Here is a 16,590-nt window from a genome sequence, read left to right as displayed (position 1 = left end):
AAGAGGTCACAGACGGATACCGATTGGCGCTTTGCCACCCACGCACGCCCGGGCACGGGCATCATTCACCCCGATATACGCCCCCACCCCGGGGACGACTCGATCATGGAGGCATTTGTGAGGAACACGAGGAAGGTCGTCACGAGCGGCCTCGTGGCGCTGCTGGCGACCGCGACCCTGGCGGCATGTGGTGACGCGCCCGAGGAGGACAGCGGCAGCGACAGCGGGAGCGAGGCGGCGGCGAGCGACTTCAAGCCCTGCATCGTCTCCGACGCCGGCGGCTTCGACGACAAGTCCTTCAACCAGCTGGGCTTCGAGGGCGCGCAGCAGGCCGCCGACGAGCTGGGTGTCGAGCTGACCCCCGTCGAGTCCAACAGCGAGAACGACTACGCCCCCAACCTGGAGGCCCTCGTCGCGCAGGGCTGCAACGCCATCGTCACGGTCGGCTTCGCGCTGTCCGCGGCCACGGTCGAGTCGGCCAACGCCAACCCGGACATCGACTACATCCTCATCGACGACGCGGCCGACAACGACTTCGACGGCGAGAAGGACGCGGAGAACATCAAGCCGCTCCTGTACAACACCGCCCAGGCGGCGTTCCTGGCCGGCTACGCGGCCGCCGACTACACCAAGACGGGCACCGTCGGCACCTACGGCGGCCAGCCGTACCCGACCGTCACGATCTTCATGGACGGCTTCAAGCAGGGCGCGGAGTACTACGCCCAGGAGAAGGGCAAGGACGTCGAGGTCATCGGCTTCGAGGGCGGCGAGAAGGGCTCCTTCACCGGCGGCTTCGAGGCCAACGAGGCGGCCACCAGCACCGCGCGCCGCATCCTCGACCAGGGCGCCGACGTCATCCTGCCCGTGGGCGGCCCGATCTACCAGGGCGCGCTCACCGCGATCGCGGACTCGGGCGAGGACGTCGCGCTCATCGGCACCGACGCCGACGTGTTCGAGACCGACCCCAACACGCAGGACGTCATCATGACCTCGATCCTCAAGGGCATGAAGGTCTCGACGTACGAGGCGATCATGTCCGCGGGCAACGACGAGTTCGACTCCGAGGCCTACATCGGCACCCTCGAGAACGACGGAGTCGGCCTGGCGCCGTTCCACAACTTCGAGAGCAAGGTCTCCGACTCGCTGACCGGCGAGCTCGACGAGGTCAAGGCCGGGATCATCGACGGCTCGATCGAGGTCAAGTCCTACCTCGACCAGTGAGGTCCCGGTAGCCAGCTCAACCTGAAGCTCCAGCACGGGGAGGTCGACCGCGAGGTCGGCCTCCCCGTGGCACGTCCCGGCGGCGGCCGCGATCGCCGCGTGAATAGGATGCGGTCCCATGAAGCTTGTCCTTCGCAACATCACCAAGCGCTTCGGCTCGTTGGTCGCCAACGACCGGATCTCGCTCGAGGTGGCCCCCGGTGAGGTGCACTGCCTGCTGGGCGAGAACGGCGCCGGCAAGTCCACGCTGATGAACGTCCTCTACGGCCTCTACCAGGCCGACGAGGGCGAGATCGTGCTGGACGACGAGGTGCAGCACTTCACCGGTCCCGGCGACGCCATGGCGGCGGGCATCGGCATGGTCCACCAGCACTTCATGCTGATCCCGGTCTTCACCGTCGCCGAGAACGTCATGCTCGGCAACGAGTCCACCGGCTTCGCCGGCACCCTCGACCTCGACGCCGCCCGCGCGCGGGTCCGCGAGATCTCCGAGCGGTTCGGCTTCCACGTCGACCCCGACGCCCTCGTCGAGGAGCTCCCCGTCGGGGTGCAGCAGCGCGTGGAGATCATCAAGGCCCTCTCCCGCGACGCCGAGGTGCTCGTCTTCGACGAGCCGACCGCGGTCCTGACGCCCCAGGAGACCGACGAGCTGATGGAGATCATGCGCCAGCTCAAGGACGCCGGGAAGGCGATCGTCTTCATCACCCACAAGCTCCGCGAGGTCCGCGAGGTCGCCGACAAGATCACGGTGATCCGCCTCGGCAAGGTGGTCGGCGAGGCCGAGCCCACCGCCACCAACGCCGAGCTCGCCTCCCTCATGGTCGGCCGGCCCGTCGAGCTGGTCGTGCACAAGGACGAGCCGCAGCTGGGCGACGACGCGCTCGTCGTGAAGGACCTCCGCGTCCGCGACGCGCTCGGCCACGTCCACCTCGACGGCATCAGCTTCACCATCAGGGCCGGCGAGGTGCTGTGCGTCGCCGGCGTGCAGGGCAACGGCCAGACCGAGCTCACCGAGGCCCTGCTGGGCCTCCAGGAGCACGTCGAGGGCTCGATCACCCTCGACGGCAAGCAGCTGGTCGGCCGCTCGGTCCGGCAGGTCCTCGACGCGGGGGTCGGCTTCATCCCCGAGGACCGCCAGGAGGACGGGCTGGTCGGCGGCTTCTCCATCGCCGAGAACCTCATGCTCAACCGCAGCTTCCGCTCCCCCTTCGTGCGCCGCGGCTCGCTGCGGATGGACGCGCTCGAGGAGTTCGCGAAGACCAAGCTCCAGGAGTACGACGTCCGCGCCCCCGACATCTACACCCACGCCGGCAAGCTCTCGGGCGGCAACCAGCAGAAGGTCGTGGTCGCCCGCGAGCTCTCGCGCGACCTGCGCCTGCTCGTGGCCGCGCAGCCGACGCGCGGCGTGGACGTCGGCTCCATCGAGTTCATCCACAAGCAGGTCATCGCCACCCGCGACCGCGGTGTCCCGGTCCTGGTCGTGTCCACCGAGCTCGACGAGGTCGTCGCCCTCGCCGACCGGATCATGGTGGTCTACCGCGGGCACGTGGTCGGCATCGTGCCGGGCGACACACCCCGCGAGACCCTCGGACTGATGATGACCGGCGAGCGACCGAAGGACGTGGTCGCGTGAGCGGCACCGACGAGACCCCCCAGACCGAGGCCGAGAAGCTCGGCGGCGCCGGGCCGACGGACACCCGGCCGACGGGGACCCGGACCTCCGCACCGGAGCCCGAGCCCGAGGCACCGAGCCGGACCCACTCCATGCTGCGTGAGATCGCCTCCGGCAACGCCCTGGCCGGCGTGCTGGCCGTAGTGCTGGCCATCGCGGTCGGATCGCTCATGATCGCGCTCACCGACGAGCGGGTGCGCGACACGGCGTCGTACGTCTTCGCCCGTCCGGGCGACTTCTTCACCGCCACCTGGGACGCGGTCTGGGGCGCCTACACCGCGCTGTTCCGCGGCGCGGTCTACAACGACCGCGTCGACGACTTCGCCACCCAGATCCGCCCGCTCACCGACACCCTCAAGTTCGCCGGCCCGCTCATCGCGGCCGGCCTCGGGGTCGGGCTGGCGTTCCGGGCCGGCCTGTTCAACATCGGCGGCCGCGGCCAGATGCTGCTCGCGGGCGCCGCTGCCGGCTGGGTGGCCTTCGCGTTCGACCTGCCGATGGTCATCCACCTGCCGCTGGCGATCCTGGCCGGCTCGCTGGCCGGGGCCCTGTGGGCCGGCATCGCCGGCGTGCTCAAGGCCCGCACCGGCGCCCACGAGGTGATCGTCACGATCATGCTCAACTACGTCGGGTTCTACCTCGTCTTCTTCATGCTCTCGCGCCAGGGCCTGCTGCAGGCGCCGGGCTCGGGCAACCCGAAGTCGTCGCCGGCCAAGGAGTCGGCGATCCTGCCGGACATCCTCGGCGAGCGGTTCAACCTGCACCTCGGCTTCGTGCTGGCCCTGGTCGCGGTCGCGTACGTGTGGTGGCTGCTCAACCGGGCCACCCTCGGCTACCGCATCCGGGCCGTCGGCGAGAACCCCAGCGCCGCCCGCGCCGCCGGGATCGACGTCGGTCGCACCTACATCGTGGTCATGCTCATCGCCGGCGCCCTCGTGGGCCTGGCGGGCACCAACCAGGTGCTGGGCACCGTCACCAGCGGCGTCACCGTCGACCTCGACGCCGGCATCGGCTTCGACGCCATCACCGTGGCCCTCCTCGGGCGGTCCCGACCACTGGGCATCCTGGCCGCCGGGCTCCTCTTCGGCGCCTTCAAGGCCGGCGGCTTCGCCATGCAGGCCTCCGAGGGCATCCCGGTCGACATCGTGCTCGTCGTGCAGTCCCTCATCGTCCTCTTCATCGCCGCACCGCCCCTGGTCCGTGCGATCTTCCGGCTCCCCGCCAAGGAGGCGAAGTGACCACCCCAGGCCTGTCCCCCGCTCCCGCGCCCACCTCTGCGCCGGTGGTCGACACCGTCGCGGTGCGCAGCCTCAAGACCCCCGTCATCTTCGGGGTCCTGACGCTGGGCCTGGCGCTGATCCTGCTGCTGGAGGCCCCCTCCGGCGACACGACCTTCCGCCTCGCCGTCAGCACCGACTTCGCCTCGCTGCCCGAGCTCACGGTGCCGGCGGCGGCCGGCGCGTGGACCCTCACCGCAGTGTGCGCGCTGCTGACCGCCGAGTCCGTGCGCCGCTACCTCGCGCGCCGCACGTCGCCGATCTGGGTCCTGGTGGTCTTCGCCGTGGCCTGGATGGCGGGCTTCCTCACCTGGGCCGCGGCCGGCGAGACCGTGCCGGTGGTCGGCCTGCTGGCCGGGTCCATCGCGCTCTCGGTGCCCCTCGTCTTCGGCGCCCTCGGCGGCGTCCTGGGTGAGCGCGCCGGAGTGGTCAACATCGCCATCGACGGCCAGCTGCTCTTCGGCGCGTTCGCGGCCGCCCTGCTCGGCTCGCTGACCGGATCTCCCTGGGTCGGCCTAATCGCCGCGATGGTCGCCGGCGCCCTGGTGGCACTGGTGCTCGGCCTGTTCGCGATCACCTACTTCGTCGACCAGGTCATCGTCGGCGTGGTGCTCAACGTGCTCGTCATCGGCCTCACCAGCTTCTTGTTCAGCCAGGTGCTGGCCCCCAACGCCGCGACCCTCAACACCCCGCCGCGCTTCCCGCGGATCCCGATCCCGGTGCTGGGCGACATCCCGCTCGTCGGGCCGGTCTTCTTCCGCCAGACCGCCGTGGTCTACCTGCTCTACATCGCGGTCGCCGTGGTCGCCTTCGCGCTCTACCGCACCCGGTGGGGCCTGCGCGTGCGCGCCGTCGGCGAGCACCCCCTGGCCGCCGACACCGTGGGCATCAAGGTCAACCGCACCCGCTACCGCACCATCCTGCTGGCCGGCGCCGTCGCCGGCATGGGCGGCGCGTTCTACACCCTGGTGTCGGTCCCGCAGTTCAACCGCGAGATGACCGGTGGCGCGGGCTACATCGCCCTCGCGGCGGTGATCTTCGGCAAGTGGGACCCGATCCGCGCGACCCTGGCCGCACTGCTGTTCGGCTTCGCGTCCAACCTCCAGGGCGTCCTGGCGGTCATCGGATCGCCGGTGCCCAGCCAGTTCATGCTGATGCTGCCCTACGTCATCACCATCTTCGCCGTGGCCGGGCTCGTCGGTCGCTCCCGGCCCCCGGCCGCGGACGGCGTGCCCTACCGCAAGGAATGAGGCGGGTCGGCCGTCAGCCCCGCAGGGCGGTGACGGCCGACTCGGCGAGCACGCGCGCGCCGATCATCGTGGCCCGCTCGTCCACGCGCAGGTTCCCCTGGTGCAGGTCGTACGTCGGACCGCCCGGCGTGCGGGTGCCGAGGCGGGCCATCGCGCCCGGGACCTTGTCGAGGTACCACCCGAAGTCCTCACCGCCCAGGCTCTGCTGGGTGGAGACGTGGCCGTGCGGGCCCAGCACCCGCTCCACCGCGTCGCCGAGGATGCGGGTGCTCGCCGCGCCGTTGACCACCGGGGGCACGCCGCGCTGGTAGGTGACCTCGGCGGTCACGCCGTACGGCGACACGATCTGGGTGACCAGCTGGCGCACGAGGTGCTCGGCGTCGGCCCAGGCGACCGCGTCGAGCATCCGCACGGTGCCGGCGACGAGGCCGGCGTGCGGGATGACGTTGGGCGCGGAGCCGGCGCGGACCATCCCCCACACCACGCTGACCCCCGCGCGGGGGTCGAGGCGGCGGCTGAGGATGGCCGGCAGCTCGGTGATGAGCTTGCCGATGGCGAAGGTGAGGTCCTCGGTCAGGTGCGGGCGGCTGGTGTGCCCGCCCTTGCCGGCGAGGCGGACGCTGAGCGAGTCCGCGGCCCCGGTGATCGGGCCCTCCCGCATGCCGACGCGGCCCACGTCCAGGCTGGGGTCGCAGTGCAGGCCGAAGACGTGCTGGACGCCGTCGAGGGCACCGGAGCGGATGAGGTGCAGCGCGCCGCCGGGCATGACCTCCTCGGCGGGCTGGAAGAGCAGCCGCACCCGTCCCGGCAGCAACCCGTGCTCCTGCAGGGCCGCGAGGGCCAGGCCGGAGCCGATGAGACCGCTCACGTGCACGTCGTGGCCGCAGGCGTGGGCGACACCGGGCACCGTGCTGCTCCACGGGTCGGTGGTGAGGTCGTCGATGGGCAGCGCGTCCAGGTCGGCGCGCAGCGCCACCAGGCCGCCACCCTCGCCGATGTCCGCGACCAGGCCCCCGCCTTCGAGCTTGGCCAGCGACCACCCGGTGCCGTCGAGGTGCTCGACGACGCGGTCGGTCGTGCGGGACTCGGTCCAGCTGAGCTCGGGGTGGGCGTGCAGGTCACGCCGCAGGTCGATGAGCTCGTCGGCGTACTTGTCGACGACCTCGTCCACCAGCGACGCGGCGTCGGTCTGGGAGTGGTCAGGCATGAGACTCCCCATCCTAGGTGAGGTCCACGCCCGTCCGGGTGGGCCCGCGCCATGCGGACGGATCGTTCAGCCGGCGTCGTACGCCGCCAGGAGCCGGTCGGCGGCCATCGGCGCGGGCAGCTCACCGGAGAGCACCGCGGCCCGCACCTCGTCGCGGATCGCGGCCACCGAGGCGGAGCGGCGCAGCCGCTGGTCGAGCTCGTCGCGCACCAGCGACCACGTGAAGTCGAGCTGCTGGCCGGCCCGCTTGTGCAGCAGCCCCGCCTCGCCGAGGTGCTCGCGGTGCGCCTCCACGCGCCTCCAGACCTCCTCGACGCCGACGCCGGTGAGCGCGGAGCAGGTGACGACCGGTGGTGCCCACTCGCCCTTGCCGTGCACGAGCCGCAGGGCTCCGGCGAGCTCGCGCGCGGCGCCGCGCGCCTCCTGCTCGCGGTCGCCGTCGGCCTTGTTGACCGCGATGACGTCGGCGATCTCCAGGATGCCCTTCTTGATGCCCTGGAGCTGGTCGCCGGTGCGGGCCAGGGTGAGGAACAAGAACGTGTCGACCATCCCGGCGACGGTGACCTCGGACTGCCCCACGCCGACCGTCTCGACGAGCACCACGTCGTACCCGGCGGCCTCGAGGACCAGCATCGCCTGCGTGGTGGCCCGCGCGACGCCGCCGAGGGTCCCGGCCGAGGGCGAGGGCCGGATGTAGGCGTTCGGGTCGACCGACAGGGTCGCCATCCGGGTCTTGTCACCGAGCACCGACCCTCCGGTGCGCACCGAGGACGGGTCGACCGCGAGCACGCCGACCCGGTGCCCGGCACCGGTCAGGGTGGACCCGAGGGCCTCGATGAACGTCGACTTGCCCACGCCGGGGACACCCGAGATGCCGACCCGGACGGAGCTGCTCGTGCCCCCCAGCTCGGTGAGCAGCTCACGCGCCGCCGCCCGGTGGTCGGCGCGCGACGACTCGACGAGCGTGATCGCGCGGGAGACCGCGGACCGCTGCCCGTCCCGGATGCCCTCGACGAGGGAGCCGACGTCGGGGACCGCCATCAGGCCACCGTCACGACGAGCTGCGCAGCTTGGACAGCAGGTCGAGCGCCGAGTCGGCGATCACCGTGCCCGGCAGGAACACCGCCGCGGCACCCATGTCCTTGAGGGTGGCCACGTCGTCGGGCGGGATCACGCCGCCGATGACGACCATGATGTCCGGGCGACCCTGGTCGGCCAGCGCCTGCTTGAGCGCGGGCAGCAGCGTCAGGTGACCGGCGGCCAGCGACGAGACGCCGACGATGTGCACGTCGGCGTCGACCGCCTGCTGGGCGACCTCCTCGGGCGTGGAGAACAACGGCCCCACGTCGACGTCGAAGCCGAGGTCGGCGAAGGCGGTGACCACCACCTTCTGGCCACGGTCGTGGCCGTCCTGGCCCATCTTGGCGACCAGGATGCGCGGACGCCGCCCCTCGGCCTCCTCGAACTCCTCGGTCGCGGCCAGCACCCGGGCGACCTTGCCGTCGGGCTCCCCGTGGTCTCCTCGGCCTGCCTCGTCGCGGTACACGCCGCTGATCGTACGAATGACCGCCTGGTGGCGGCCGTAGACCTTCTCCAGCGCGTCGGAGATCTCGCCGACGGTGGCCTTCGCCCGGGCCGCGTCGACGGCCAGCGCGAGGAGGTTGCCCTCCAGCGACCCGTCGCCGGAGGCGCCGCGCTCCGCACTGGCGGTCAGGGCCTCGAGCGCACGGCGTACGTCGTCGTCGTCGCGCTCGGCGCGCAGCCGCTCGAGCTTGGCGATCTGCTGGCGGTAGACGTCGTCGTTGTCGACCTTGAGCACGTCGAGCGGGTCCTCGTCGGCGAGCCGGAACGTGTTGACCCCGATGACCTTCTGGTGCCCGGCGTCGATGCGCGCCTGGGTGCGGGCGGCCGCCTCCTCGATGCGCATCTTGGGGATGCCCTGCTCGATCGCCTTCGCCATCCCGCCGGCCCTCTCGGCCTCCAGGATGTGCGCCCAGGCGCGCTCGGCGAGGTCGTGGGTGAGCCGCTCGACGTAGTAGGAGCCGGCCCACGGGTCGATGACCTCGGTGGTCCGCGACTCCTGCTGGAGCAGGAGCTGGGTGTTGCGGGCGATGCGGGCCGAGAAGTCGGTCGGCAGGGCGATCGCCTCGTCGAGGGCGTTGGTGTGCAGCGACTGGGTGTGGCCCTGGGTCGCGGCCATCGCCTCGATGCAGGTGCGGCCCACGTTGTTGAAGACGTCCTGGGCGGTCAGCGACCACCCGCTGGTCTGGGAGTGGGTGCGCAGCGACAGCGACTTGGGGTTCTGCGGCTCGAAGTCGCGCACGAGTCGCGCCCACAGGGCCCGGGCCGCGCGCATCTTGGCGACCTCCATGAAGAAGTTCATCCCGATCGCCCAGAAGAAGGACAGGCGCGGGGCGAACTTGTCGATGGTGAGGCCCGCGTCGAGCCCGGCGCGGATGTACTCGACGCCGTCGGCGAGCGTGTAGGCGAGCTCGAGGTCGGCCGTGGCCCCGGCCTCCTGGATGTGGTAGCCGGAGATGGAGATCGAGTTGAAGCGCGGCATCCGCTGCGACGTGTACTGGAAGATGTCGCTGATGATCCGCATGCTGGGCGCCGGCGGGTAGATGTAGGTGTTGCGGACCATGAACTCCTTGAGGATGTCGTTCTGGATGGTCCCGGCGAGCTGCTCCGGCTCGACCCCCTGCTCCTCGGCGGCCGCGATGTACATCGCCATGATCGGCAGCACGGCGCCGTTCATGGTCATCGACACCGACATCTCGTCGAGCGGGATGCCGTCGAAGAGCGTCCGCGTGTCGTAGATGGAGTCGATGGCCACGCCCGCCATGCCGACGTCGCCGCGCACCCGGGGGTGGTCGGAGTCGTAGCCGCGGTGGGTCGCCAGGTCGAAGGCGACCGAGAGGCCCTTCTGACCGGCGGCGAGGTTGCGCCGGTAGAACGCGTTGGACTCCTCGGCGGTCGAGAAGCCAGCGTACTGGCGCACCGTCCACGGCTGGGTGGTGTACATCGTCGGGTAGGGCCCGCGCAGGAACGGGCTCAGGCCCGGCCAGGTGTCGAGGGCGTCGAGGCCCTCGACGTGCTCGGGGCCGTAGACCGGGAGGATGTCGATGCCCTCGGGGCTGGCCCAGGCCTCCGCATCCCCGGTGGTCGCGACGGCACCGGCGCCGACCGGTCGGGCCGCCCCACCCAGCGGGAGCCCCGCGAAGCTGTCCGGAATGCTCATGCGAGCGCCTCCCCTTCGACATCCGTGCTCGTCCCTCGCCCGCTCAGGACGAGCCTCGTCCGGGTGAGGAACGCGAGCGCGTCCACCCCCATGGCTGCACTGTCGTCGACGCGATCGAAGACACCGGAGGTCGAGCCTGTCGAAACCCCGGCGATGATCACGCGGGTGGCGCCCGCCTCGCGGAGCGCGGCGACGACGTCGGTGCCCCACTCGGCGTACGTCGTGTCGGTGCCGGCCAGGCACACCACCGGCTGACCGGAGTACGCCGCCAGCACCGACTCGACCCCGTCGGTCGGTCCGGCGGCCTCGACCGCGATCCCGCCGGCGGCGAGGAGGTTGGTGGCAAAGGTGGCCCGCGCCGTGTGGGCGGCCACCGGGCCGAGGGTCGCGAGGAACACCGGGCTGGTGGCGGGCTCGTCGCGCAGCGCCTCGAAGGCCGCGCCGTGGCGCCGGACCGGGTCGGGGTCGCCGACGCGCTCGGGGAGCACCTCGGCGAGGTTCGGGAACTCGCTGAGCCCGGTCAGCGGGCGCCGACGCGTGGCGACCTCGCCGGCGCGGACCGTCGCGGCCTCCTCGACGCGGGCGAGCAGCGAGCCGTCGTCGAGCGCGGCGACGATCCCGCCCGCCGCCTCGATCCGGCCGAGCTCCTCCCAGGCCACGCGGGCGAGGTCGTCGGTGAGCCGCTCGACGGCGTACGAGCCCCCCGCCGGGTCCGCGACCCGGGCCACGTGGGACTCGGAGATGAGCAGCGACGAGGTGTTGCGGGCGACCCTTCGCCCGAGGGCGTCCGGCACGCCGAGGGTGACGTCGAAGGGCACGACGGTCACGGCCTCGGCCCCGCCGACCCCGGCCGCGAAGGCGGCGACGGTGCCGCGCAGCATGTTGACCCAGGGGTCGTAGGAGCTGAGCATCGGGCGACTGGTGACGACGTGCTGGCGCATCGTGGCGACCTCGGCGGCGCCCCCGGAGAGCTCCACGACGCGCGCCCACAACCGGCGGGCGGCCCGCAGCTTGGCGATGGTCGGGAACTGCTCGTCGGTGGCGGCCAGGCGGAACTCCACCAGCCCGAGGGCCTCCTCCAGCGACAGCCCGGCGGTGGTGAGGACGCGGAGGTACGCCGCGCCGGTGGCGATCGCGTAGCCCAGCTCCTGGGCGTCGGTGGCTCCCTGGTCGTGCAGCGCGGTGGCGTCGACGACCACGCCGAGGACGCCGTGCTCACGGGCCAGCCGGGCCACGGTGACCAGGTCGTCGTACGTCGCGTCGAGCCCGTGGCGCACCCGCGCGCCGACCGGGTCGGCACCGAGGTTGGTGCCGGGGTGGCCGTCCACGCCCTGCTCCTCGAGCACGGCGAGCAGCGCCTCGGCGGCGGCCACCGGCTCGTGCGGGGCGTCGAGGGTGACCGGGGCGAGGTCCGCGAAGACGCCCTGCAGCACGGTCGGCAGGTCCGACGCCGCCAGGCCGCGGCCGAGCTCGACCCACAGCGACGTGGCGCCGTTCTCCAGGTCCACCAGCACGGCCTCGTGGGCGGCCGCGGCGTCCGGGCCGAAGACCCAGGTGCGGACGTCCCAGTCGCCGGCGCGGGTCGGCCGTCCGCTCGTGGTCAGGTCCGCGACGCTCTCGCGGGTCCCGATCGGTGCCACCGCGATGCCGTCCAGCGTGGTGCGGGTGAGCGCGTCCCAGACGGTCGAGTCCGGGTCGTCGTCCCCCAGCCGGCGCGCCTTGCGCAGCACCGCGGCCGCGGCTGCCTCCCAGGCGGTGGCGTCGTGCTCGTCGTCCGGGGAGGCGAGCCGGAGCGAGCCCTGCGCGGGCTCCAGCTCCGACGGCTCGTCGAGGCCGCCCTCGACGGCGGAGTCGTCAGTCATGCAGCGCAGGATAGGCCCGCCGGGTCCGCGGGGTCAGGGGCACGGTCCTGTGGGATACCTCTCACGCGTCCGGCGCCCGAGGCTTCACCGTCCGTTGACGCCCGGTTGGCCTGTCCGACCGGCGCCGGCGGCCGGCACGCGGGAGGTTGTCGGCATGGAGACCCGTCGGATCGCCCTGGTGACCGAGACGTTCTACCCCGCCGTCGACGGCACCACCAACACGCTCAAGCAGCTGGCCGACCACCTCATCGACGCCGGCCACGAGGTGCTGGTCGTGGCGCCGGGCCCGGGCCTGTCGACCTACCGTCGCAGCCAGGTCGCGCGCATCCGTCCGCTCGACAGGCCGGGCCGACAGGTGCGGGAGGTGCTGACGCGCTTCGAGCCGGACCTCGTGCACGCCGTCTCCCCCGGCACGGTCGGCCGCAAGGCGCTCAAGCACGCCCGGCGACTCGGCGTACCCACACTGGTCGTGCAGCACTCGCCGCCGGCCGAGACCACCCGCGACCTCTGGCAGGCCAAGGTCGCCGCCCGGGCCGACCGGCTGCTGGTGACGGCCGACTTCCTCGCCGACCGCCTGCACCAGCTCGACGTCGACCCCGCCGTGTGGGAGCCCGGCGTCGACACCCGCGCGTTCACCCCCGAGCTGCGGGACCGGTGGCTGCACGAGAAGTGGTCGCGTGCGCGGTCGCGCGAGGGACGCAGCGTGGTGGTCGGCTACGCCGGGAGCCTGCACGAGCGCCACGGCGTACGCCGCCTCGTCGAGGTCGCGGACCTGCCCGGCGTCCAGCTGGTGGTGATCGGCGACGGGCCCCAGCAGGCGTGGCTGCGGCGCCACCTCCCGCGGGCCCGCCAGACCGGCGCGCTGCAGACCGGTGACCTGGCCACCGCCCTGGCCTCCCTCGACGTGCTCGTGCACCCCGGCGAGGAGGAGACGTGCTGCCACACGCTGCGCGAGGCGGCCGCCAGCGGGCTGCCCGTGGTCGCGCCGCGGGCGGGCGGGGCGCCTCGCGTCGTGCGCGACCTGGAGACGGGCCTGCTCTACGACCCGACGACCTCCAGCGGCCTGCGCCGTGCCGTCGAGTCGGTCGTCGGGGACCGCCACCGCGCGCTGCTCGGCGCCCGGGGCCGCGAGCTCAGCACCCGCACCTGGCGAGACGCGTGCGGCGAGCTCGTGGCGGAGCACTACGCGCCCCTGCTCGCCGCACGCGTGCTCGCCGGGCGGCGTCGTACGTCCGTCGGATGACCCCGCCGAGCTAGTCGCTAAGGGTCGCCTAACCCGACGTATGTCACACTCCCCCGCCCCCACACGTGCGGTCGCTGGCGGTACCGTGACCCCCGTGGCAACCCATACTTCAGCCCCGACCCTGGTGAAGGGTTCCCGGGCGGCCCGTTCGACCATCACGCTCAAGATCCTGATGGCCGCCAGTGGCATCGTCTTCATCGGCTTCGTGCTCGTGCACATGTACGGCAACCTCAAGGCCTTCGCCGGCCATGACGCCTTCAACGAGTACGCCCACCACCTGCGCACCTTCGGCGAGCCGATCCTGCCCTACGAGGGCCTGCTGTGGATCGTGCGCGTCGGCCTGATCGCCGCGCTGGTCGTCCACGTGGCCTCGGCGTACGCCCTGGCACGACGGGCCTCCACGGCCCGCACCCAGAAGTACGCCGTGAAGAAGAACCGGTCCTCCTCGCTCTCCTCGCGCACGATGCGCTGGGGCGGCGTCACCATCCTGGTCTTCCTGGTGTGGCACCTGCTCAACTTCACCATCGGGAAGATCAACCCGTCCGGTGGCGCGACCAACGACCCGTACAACCTGATGGTCGACACCTTCGACCTGTGGTGGATGACGATCATCTACCTCGTCGCGATGCTCGCCCTCGGCCTGCACCTGCACCACGGCACCTGGAGCGCGTTGCAGACCCTGGGCCTCACCGGCACCGCCGCGGCGCGCACGCGGGCGAAGACCGCCGGCTGGGTGCTCGCGGTCGTCATCGCCGGCGGCTTCTCGCTGGTGCCCCTGTTCGTCCTCCTCGGCGTCATCTCCAAGTAAGGGAGCCCCAGACATGGCCATGACTGATGCCTCCGGCACCGTTGCCCTCAACCAGCCGTCCGTGCAGACGTCCGACGACGCCGCGGGCTACTACACCCCCGGCGAGCCGATCGTCGACGCCAAGGCACCCACCGGCCCGATCGCCACCCGGTGGACCAACCGCAAGTTCGAGAACCGCCTCGTCAACCCGGCCAACCGTCGCAAGCTGACGGTCATCATCGTCGGCACCGGCCTGGCCGGCGGCTCGGCCGCCGCCACGCTCGGCGAGGCCGGCTACAACGTCAAGTCCTTCTGCTACCAGGACTCGCCGCGTCGCGCCCACTCGATCGCCGCCCAGGGCGGCATCAACGCGGCCAAGAACTACAAGGAGGACGGCGACTCCGTCCACCGCCTCTTCTACGACACGGTCAAGGGCGGCGACTACCGCTCACGCGAGTCGAACGTCTACCGCCTGGCCGAGGTCAGCGCCAACATCATCGACCAGTGCGTCGCCCAGGGCGTCCCGTTCGCCCGCGAGTACGGCGGCCTGCTCGACAACCGCTCGTTCGGCGGCGTGCAGGTCTCCCGCACGTTCTACGCGCGCGGCCAGACGGGCCAGCAGCTGCTCATCGGCGCCTACCAGGCCCTCGAGCGGCAGGTGGCGGCCGGCACCGTGACGACGTACACGCGTCACGAGATGCTCGACCTCGTCATGGTCGACGGCAAGGCCCGCGGCATCATCGCCCGCGACATGGTCACCGGCGCGGTCGAGACCCACACCGCCGACGTGGTGGTGCTCGCCTCCGGCGGCTACGGCAACGTCTTCTACCTGTCGACCAACGCGATGGGCTGCAACGTCACCGCCGCGTGGCGCGCACACCGCAAGGGCGCCTACATGGCCAACCCCTCCTACACGCAGATCCACCCGACCTGCATCCCGGTCTCCGGCGAGCACCAGTCCAAGCTGACCCTGATGAGCGAGTCGCTGCGCAACGACGGCCGCATCTGGGTGCCGAAGAACAAGGAGGACTGCGACAAGGACCCGCGGGACATCCCCGAGGAGGACCGCGACTACTACCTGGAGCGGATCTACCCCTCCTTCGGCAACCTGGTCCCCCGCGACATCGCCTCCCGGCAGGCCAAGAACATGTGCGACGAGGGTCGCGGTGTCGGCCCGATGGTCGGCGACTTCCGTCGCGGCGTCTACCTCGACTTCGCCGACGCCATCGCCCGGCTGGGCAAGGCCGGCATCGAGGAGAAGTACGACAACCTCCTCGACATGTACGAGCGGATCACGGGCGAGAACCCCTACGAGGTCCCGATGCGGATCTACCCCGCCGTGCACTACGTGATGGGCGGTCTGTGGGTCGACTACGACCTCCAGTCCAACATCCCCGGCCTGTTCGTGACCGGTGAGGCCAACTTCTCCGACCACGGCGCCAACCGCCTCGGTGCGTCCGCGCTCATGCAGGGCCTGGCCGACGGTTACTTCGTGCTCCCCAACACCATCCGCGACTACCTCGCCGACGGCCCCTTCGAGACCGTCACCGAGGACCACCCCGAGGTCGTCGCCGCGCACCAGGCGGTCCAGGCCCGCATCGAGCGGTTCCTGTCGATCGACGGCGAGCGGTCGGCCGACAGCTTCCACAAGGAGCTGGGCCACCTCATGTGGGAGTACTGCGGCATGGAGCGCACCGCCGAGGGCCTGCGCAAGGCCATCGACGGCATCCGCGAGCTGAAGCGGGAGTTCTGGTCCAACCTCAAGGTGCTCGGCACCGCCGACTCGCTCAACCAGAGCCTGGAGAAGGCCGGCCGCGTGGCCGACTTCCTCGAGCTCGGCGAGCTCATGTGCATCGACGCCCTCAACCGGCGCGAGTCCTGCGGCGGCCACTTCCGCGCCGAGTCCCAGACCGAGGACGGCGAGGCGCTGCGCATCGACGAGGAGTTCGCCTACGTCGCTGCGTGGGAGTTCGGCACCGCAGTCGAGAACGACCCCAACGAGCCGCAGAGCTCGATGGGCACCCCGGTCCTGCACAAGGAGGACCTCATCTACACCGCGATCGAGATGAAGCAGAGGTCCTACAAGTGAAGCTCACGCTCAACATCTGGCGCCAGGCCGACGCCGCGGCGACGGGCGAGATGCGTACCTACGCGCTCGACGGCGTCTCGGAGGACATGTCCTTCCTCGAGATGCTCGACGTGCTCAACGAGCAGCTCAACGCCAAGGGCGAGGAGCCGATCGCGTTCGACTCCGACTGCCGCGAGGGCATCTGCGGCACGTGCGGCCTGATGATCAACGGTCAGGCCCACGGCCCGGAGGTCACCACGACCTGCCAGCTGCACATGCGCTCCTTCAAGGACGGCGACGAGATCACCATCGAGCCGTGGCGCGCCGACGCGTTCCCGGTCGTCAAGGACCTCGTCGTCGACCGTGGCGCGTTCGACCGGATCATCCAGCAGGGCGGCTTCATCTCCGCCAACACCGGCTCGGCCCCCGAGGCCAACTCGGTGCCGGTCCCCCGCGACAAGGCGCTGCGCTCCTTCAACATGGCCACCTGCATCGGCTGCGGCGCCTGCGTGGCGGCGTGCCCCAACGGGTCGGCCTCGCTCTTCATGGGCGCGAAGATCACGCACCTCGGCGAGCTCCCGCAGGGACAGCCCGAGCGTGACCAGCGGGTCGTCAACATGGTCGGCCAGCACGACCACGAGGGCTTCGGCGGCTGCACCAACATCGGCGAGTGCGCGGCCGCGTGCCCCAAGGAGATCCCGCTCGACGTGATCAGCCAGCTCAACAAGGACCTGCGCACCGCGCTCAAGCACGGTCACTGAG

General features: G+C 71.6%; 12 protein-coding genes. 8 read left to right on the top strand and 4 right to left on the bottom strand.

Annotated elements, in window-relative coordinates; genetic code table 11:
• The first annotated feature begins 117 nt into the window (after window positions 1-117).
• The 4 genes from ASG94_RS14930 to ASG94_RS14915 all read left to right on the top strand — a co-directional run bounded on the left by ASG94_RS14930 (window position 118) and on the right by ASG94_RS14915 (window position 5,420).
• Window positions 118-1,221, top strand: coding sequence for a BMP family lipoprotein (locus ASG94_RS14930; protein WP_235537280.1), 1,104 nt, complete (start codon window positions 118-120; stop codon window positions 1,219-1,221).
• A 118-nt stretch (window positions 1,222-1,339) separates the two neighbouring features.
• Window positions 1,340-2,854 (top strand): ABC transporter ATP-binding protein, encoded by a 1,515-nt coding sequence (locus ASG94_RS14925; RefSeq protein ID WP_056927198.1) that lies wholly within the window; start codon window positions 1,340-1,342, stop codon window positions 2,852-2,854.
• Complete coding sequence (locus ASG94_RS14920) at window positions 2,851-4,131, top strand: ABC transporter permease (protein ID WP_235537279.1); 1,281 nt, start codon at window positions 2,851-2,853, stop codon at window positions 4,129-4,131. Before ASG94_RS14925 ends, ASG94_RS14920 begins: the two co-directional genes overlap by 4 nt.
• Window positions 4,128-5,420, top strand: a complete 1,293-nt coding sequence (locus tag ASG94_RS14915; RefSeq protein WP_056927197.1) for an ABC transporter permease — start codon at window positions 4,128-4,130, stop codon at window positions 5,418-5,420. Before ASG94_RS14920 ends, ASG94_RS14915 begins: the two co-directional genes overlap by 4 nt.
• Window positions 5,421-5,433: 13 nt before the next feature.
• On the opposite strand, the gene ASG94_RS14910 is transcribed toward ASG94_RS14915, so the two are convergent.
• The 4 genes from ASG94_RS14910 to ASG94_RS14895 form a co-directional block, all read right to left on the bottom strand.
• The gene (locus ASG94_RS14910; RefSeq protein ID WP_056927196.1) at window positions 5,434-6,627 is read right to left on the bottom strand and encodes an amidohydrolase; all 1,194 of its coding nucleotides are present in this window, start codon (window positions 6,625-6,627) and stop codon (window positions 5,434-5,436) included.
• A 66-nt stretch (window positions 6,628-6,693) separates the two neighbouring features.
• Window positions 6,694-7,668 (bottom strand): methylmalonyl Co-A mutase-associated GTPase MeaB, encoded by a 975-nt coding sequence (meaB, locus tag ASG94_RS14905; protein WP_056927195.1) that lies wholly within the window; start codon window positions 7,666-7,668, stop codon window positions 6,694-6,696.
• A 10-nt stretch (window positions 7,669-7,678) separates the two neighbouring features.
• A complete protein-coding gene (gene scpA, locus ASG94_RS14900; protein ID WP_056927194.1) occupies window positions 7,679-9,868 on the bottom strand; it encodes a methylmalonyl-CoA mutase in 2,190 nt (729 codons plus the stop codon).
• Window positions 9,865-11,730 carry a methylmalonyl-CoA mutase family protein gene (locus tag ASG94_RS14895; RefSeq protein WP_056927193.1) on the bottom strand — a complete coding sequence of 622 codons (1,866 nt, stop codon included), beginning with the start codon at window positions 11,728-11,730 and terminating at the stop codon, window positions 9,865-9,867. The genes scpA and ASG94_RS14895 overlap by 4 nt, the downstream gene beginning before the upstream one ends.
• A 154-nt stretch (window positions 11,731-11,884) precedes the next feature.
• On the opposite strand from ASG94_RS14895, the gene ASG94_RS14890 reads away from it, so the two are divergent.
• The 4 genes from ASG94_RS14890 (at window position 11,885) to ASG94_RS14875 (ending at window position 16,589) form a co-directional block, all read left to right on the top strand.
• The gene (locus ASG94_RS14890; RefSeq protein ID WP_056927192.1) at window positions 11,885-12,973 is read left to right on the top strand and encodes a glycosyltransferase; all 1,089 of its coding nucleotides are present in this window, start codon (window positions 11,885-11,887) and stop codon (window positions 12,971-12,973) included.
• A 94-nt stretch (window positions 12,974-13,067) separates the two neighbouring features.
• Entirely contained in the window at window positions 13,068-13,781 is a 714-nt protein-coding gene (locus ASG94_RS14885) for a succinate dehydrogenase cytochrome b subunit (RefSeq protein ID WP_056927304.1), read from the top strand.
• A 19-nt stretch (window positions 13,782-13,800) separates the two neighbouring features.
• Window positions 13,801-15,849, top strand: coding sequence for a fumarate reductase/succinate dehydrogenase flavoprotein subunit (locus tag ASG94_RS14880; protein WP_442938503.1), 2,049 nt, complete (start codon window positions 13,801-13,803; stop codon window positions 15,847-15,849).
• Window positions 15,846-16,589 (top strand): succinate dehydrogenase/fumarate reductase iron-sulfur subunit, encoded by a 744-nt coding sequence (locus ASG94_RS14875; protein WP_056927190.1) that lies wholly within the window; start codon window positions 15,846-15,848, stop codon window positions 16,587-16,589. The genes ASG94_RS14880 and ASG94_RS14875 overlap by 4 nt, the downstream gene beginning before the upstream one ends.
• The last annotated feature ends 1 nt before the right edge of the window (window position 16,590 follow it).

This window comes from Nocardioides sp. Soil805 (genome assembly GCF_001429625.1).
Classification (GTDB): domain Bacteria; phylum Actinomycetota; class Actinomycetes; order Propionibacteriales; family Nocardioidaceae; genus Nocardioides.
The sequence above is the reverse complement of the archived record's forward strand: the minus strand, read 5'-3'. Positions and strand labels throughout refer to the sequence as shown.

Bases quoted from the DNA above. Each gene is read 5' to 3' on its own strand.
- ASG94_RS14910 (WP_056927196.1), bottom strand. From the start codon at position 6,627: ATGCCTGACCACTCCCAGACCGACGCCGCGTCGCTGGTGGACGAGGTC.
- ASG94_RS14925 (WP_056927198.1), top strand. From the start codon at position 1,340: ATGAAGCTTGTCCTTCGCAACATCACCAAGCGCTTCGGCTCGTTGGTC.
- ASG94_RS14880 (WP_442938503.1), top strand. From the start codon at position 13,801: ATGACTGATGCCTCCGGCACCGTTGCCCTCAACCAGCCGTCCGTGCAG.
- ASG94_RS14895 (WP_056927193.1), bottom strand. From the start codon at position 11,730: ATGACTGACGACTCCGCCGTCGAGGGCGGCCTCGACGAGCCGTCGGAG.
- ASG94_RS14890 (WP_056927192.1), top strand. From the start codon at position 11,885: ATGGAGACCCGTCGGATCGCCCTGGTGACCGAGACGTTCTACCCCGCC.
- scpA (WP_056927194.1), bottom strand. From the start codon at position 9,868: ATGAGCATTCCGGACAGCTTCGCGGGGCTCCCGCTGGGTGGGGCGGCC.
- meaB (WP_056927195.1), bottom strand. From the start codon at position 7,668: ATGGCGGTCCCCGACGTCGGCTCCCTCGTCGAGGGCATCCGGGACGGG.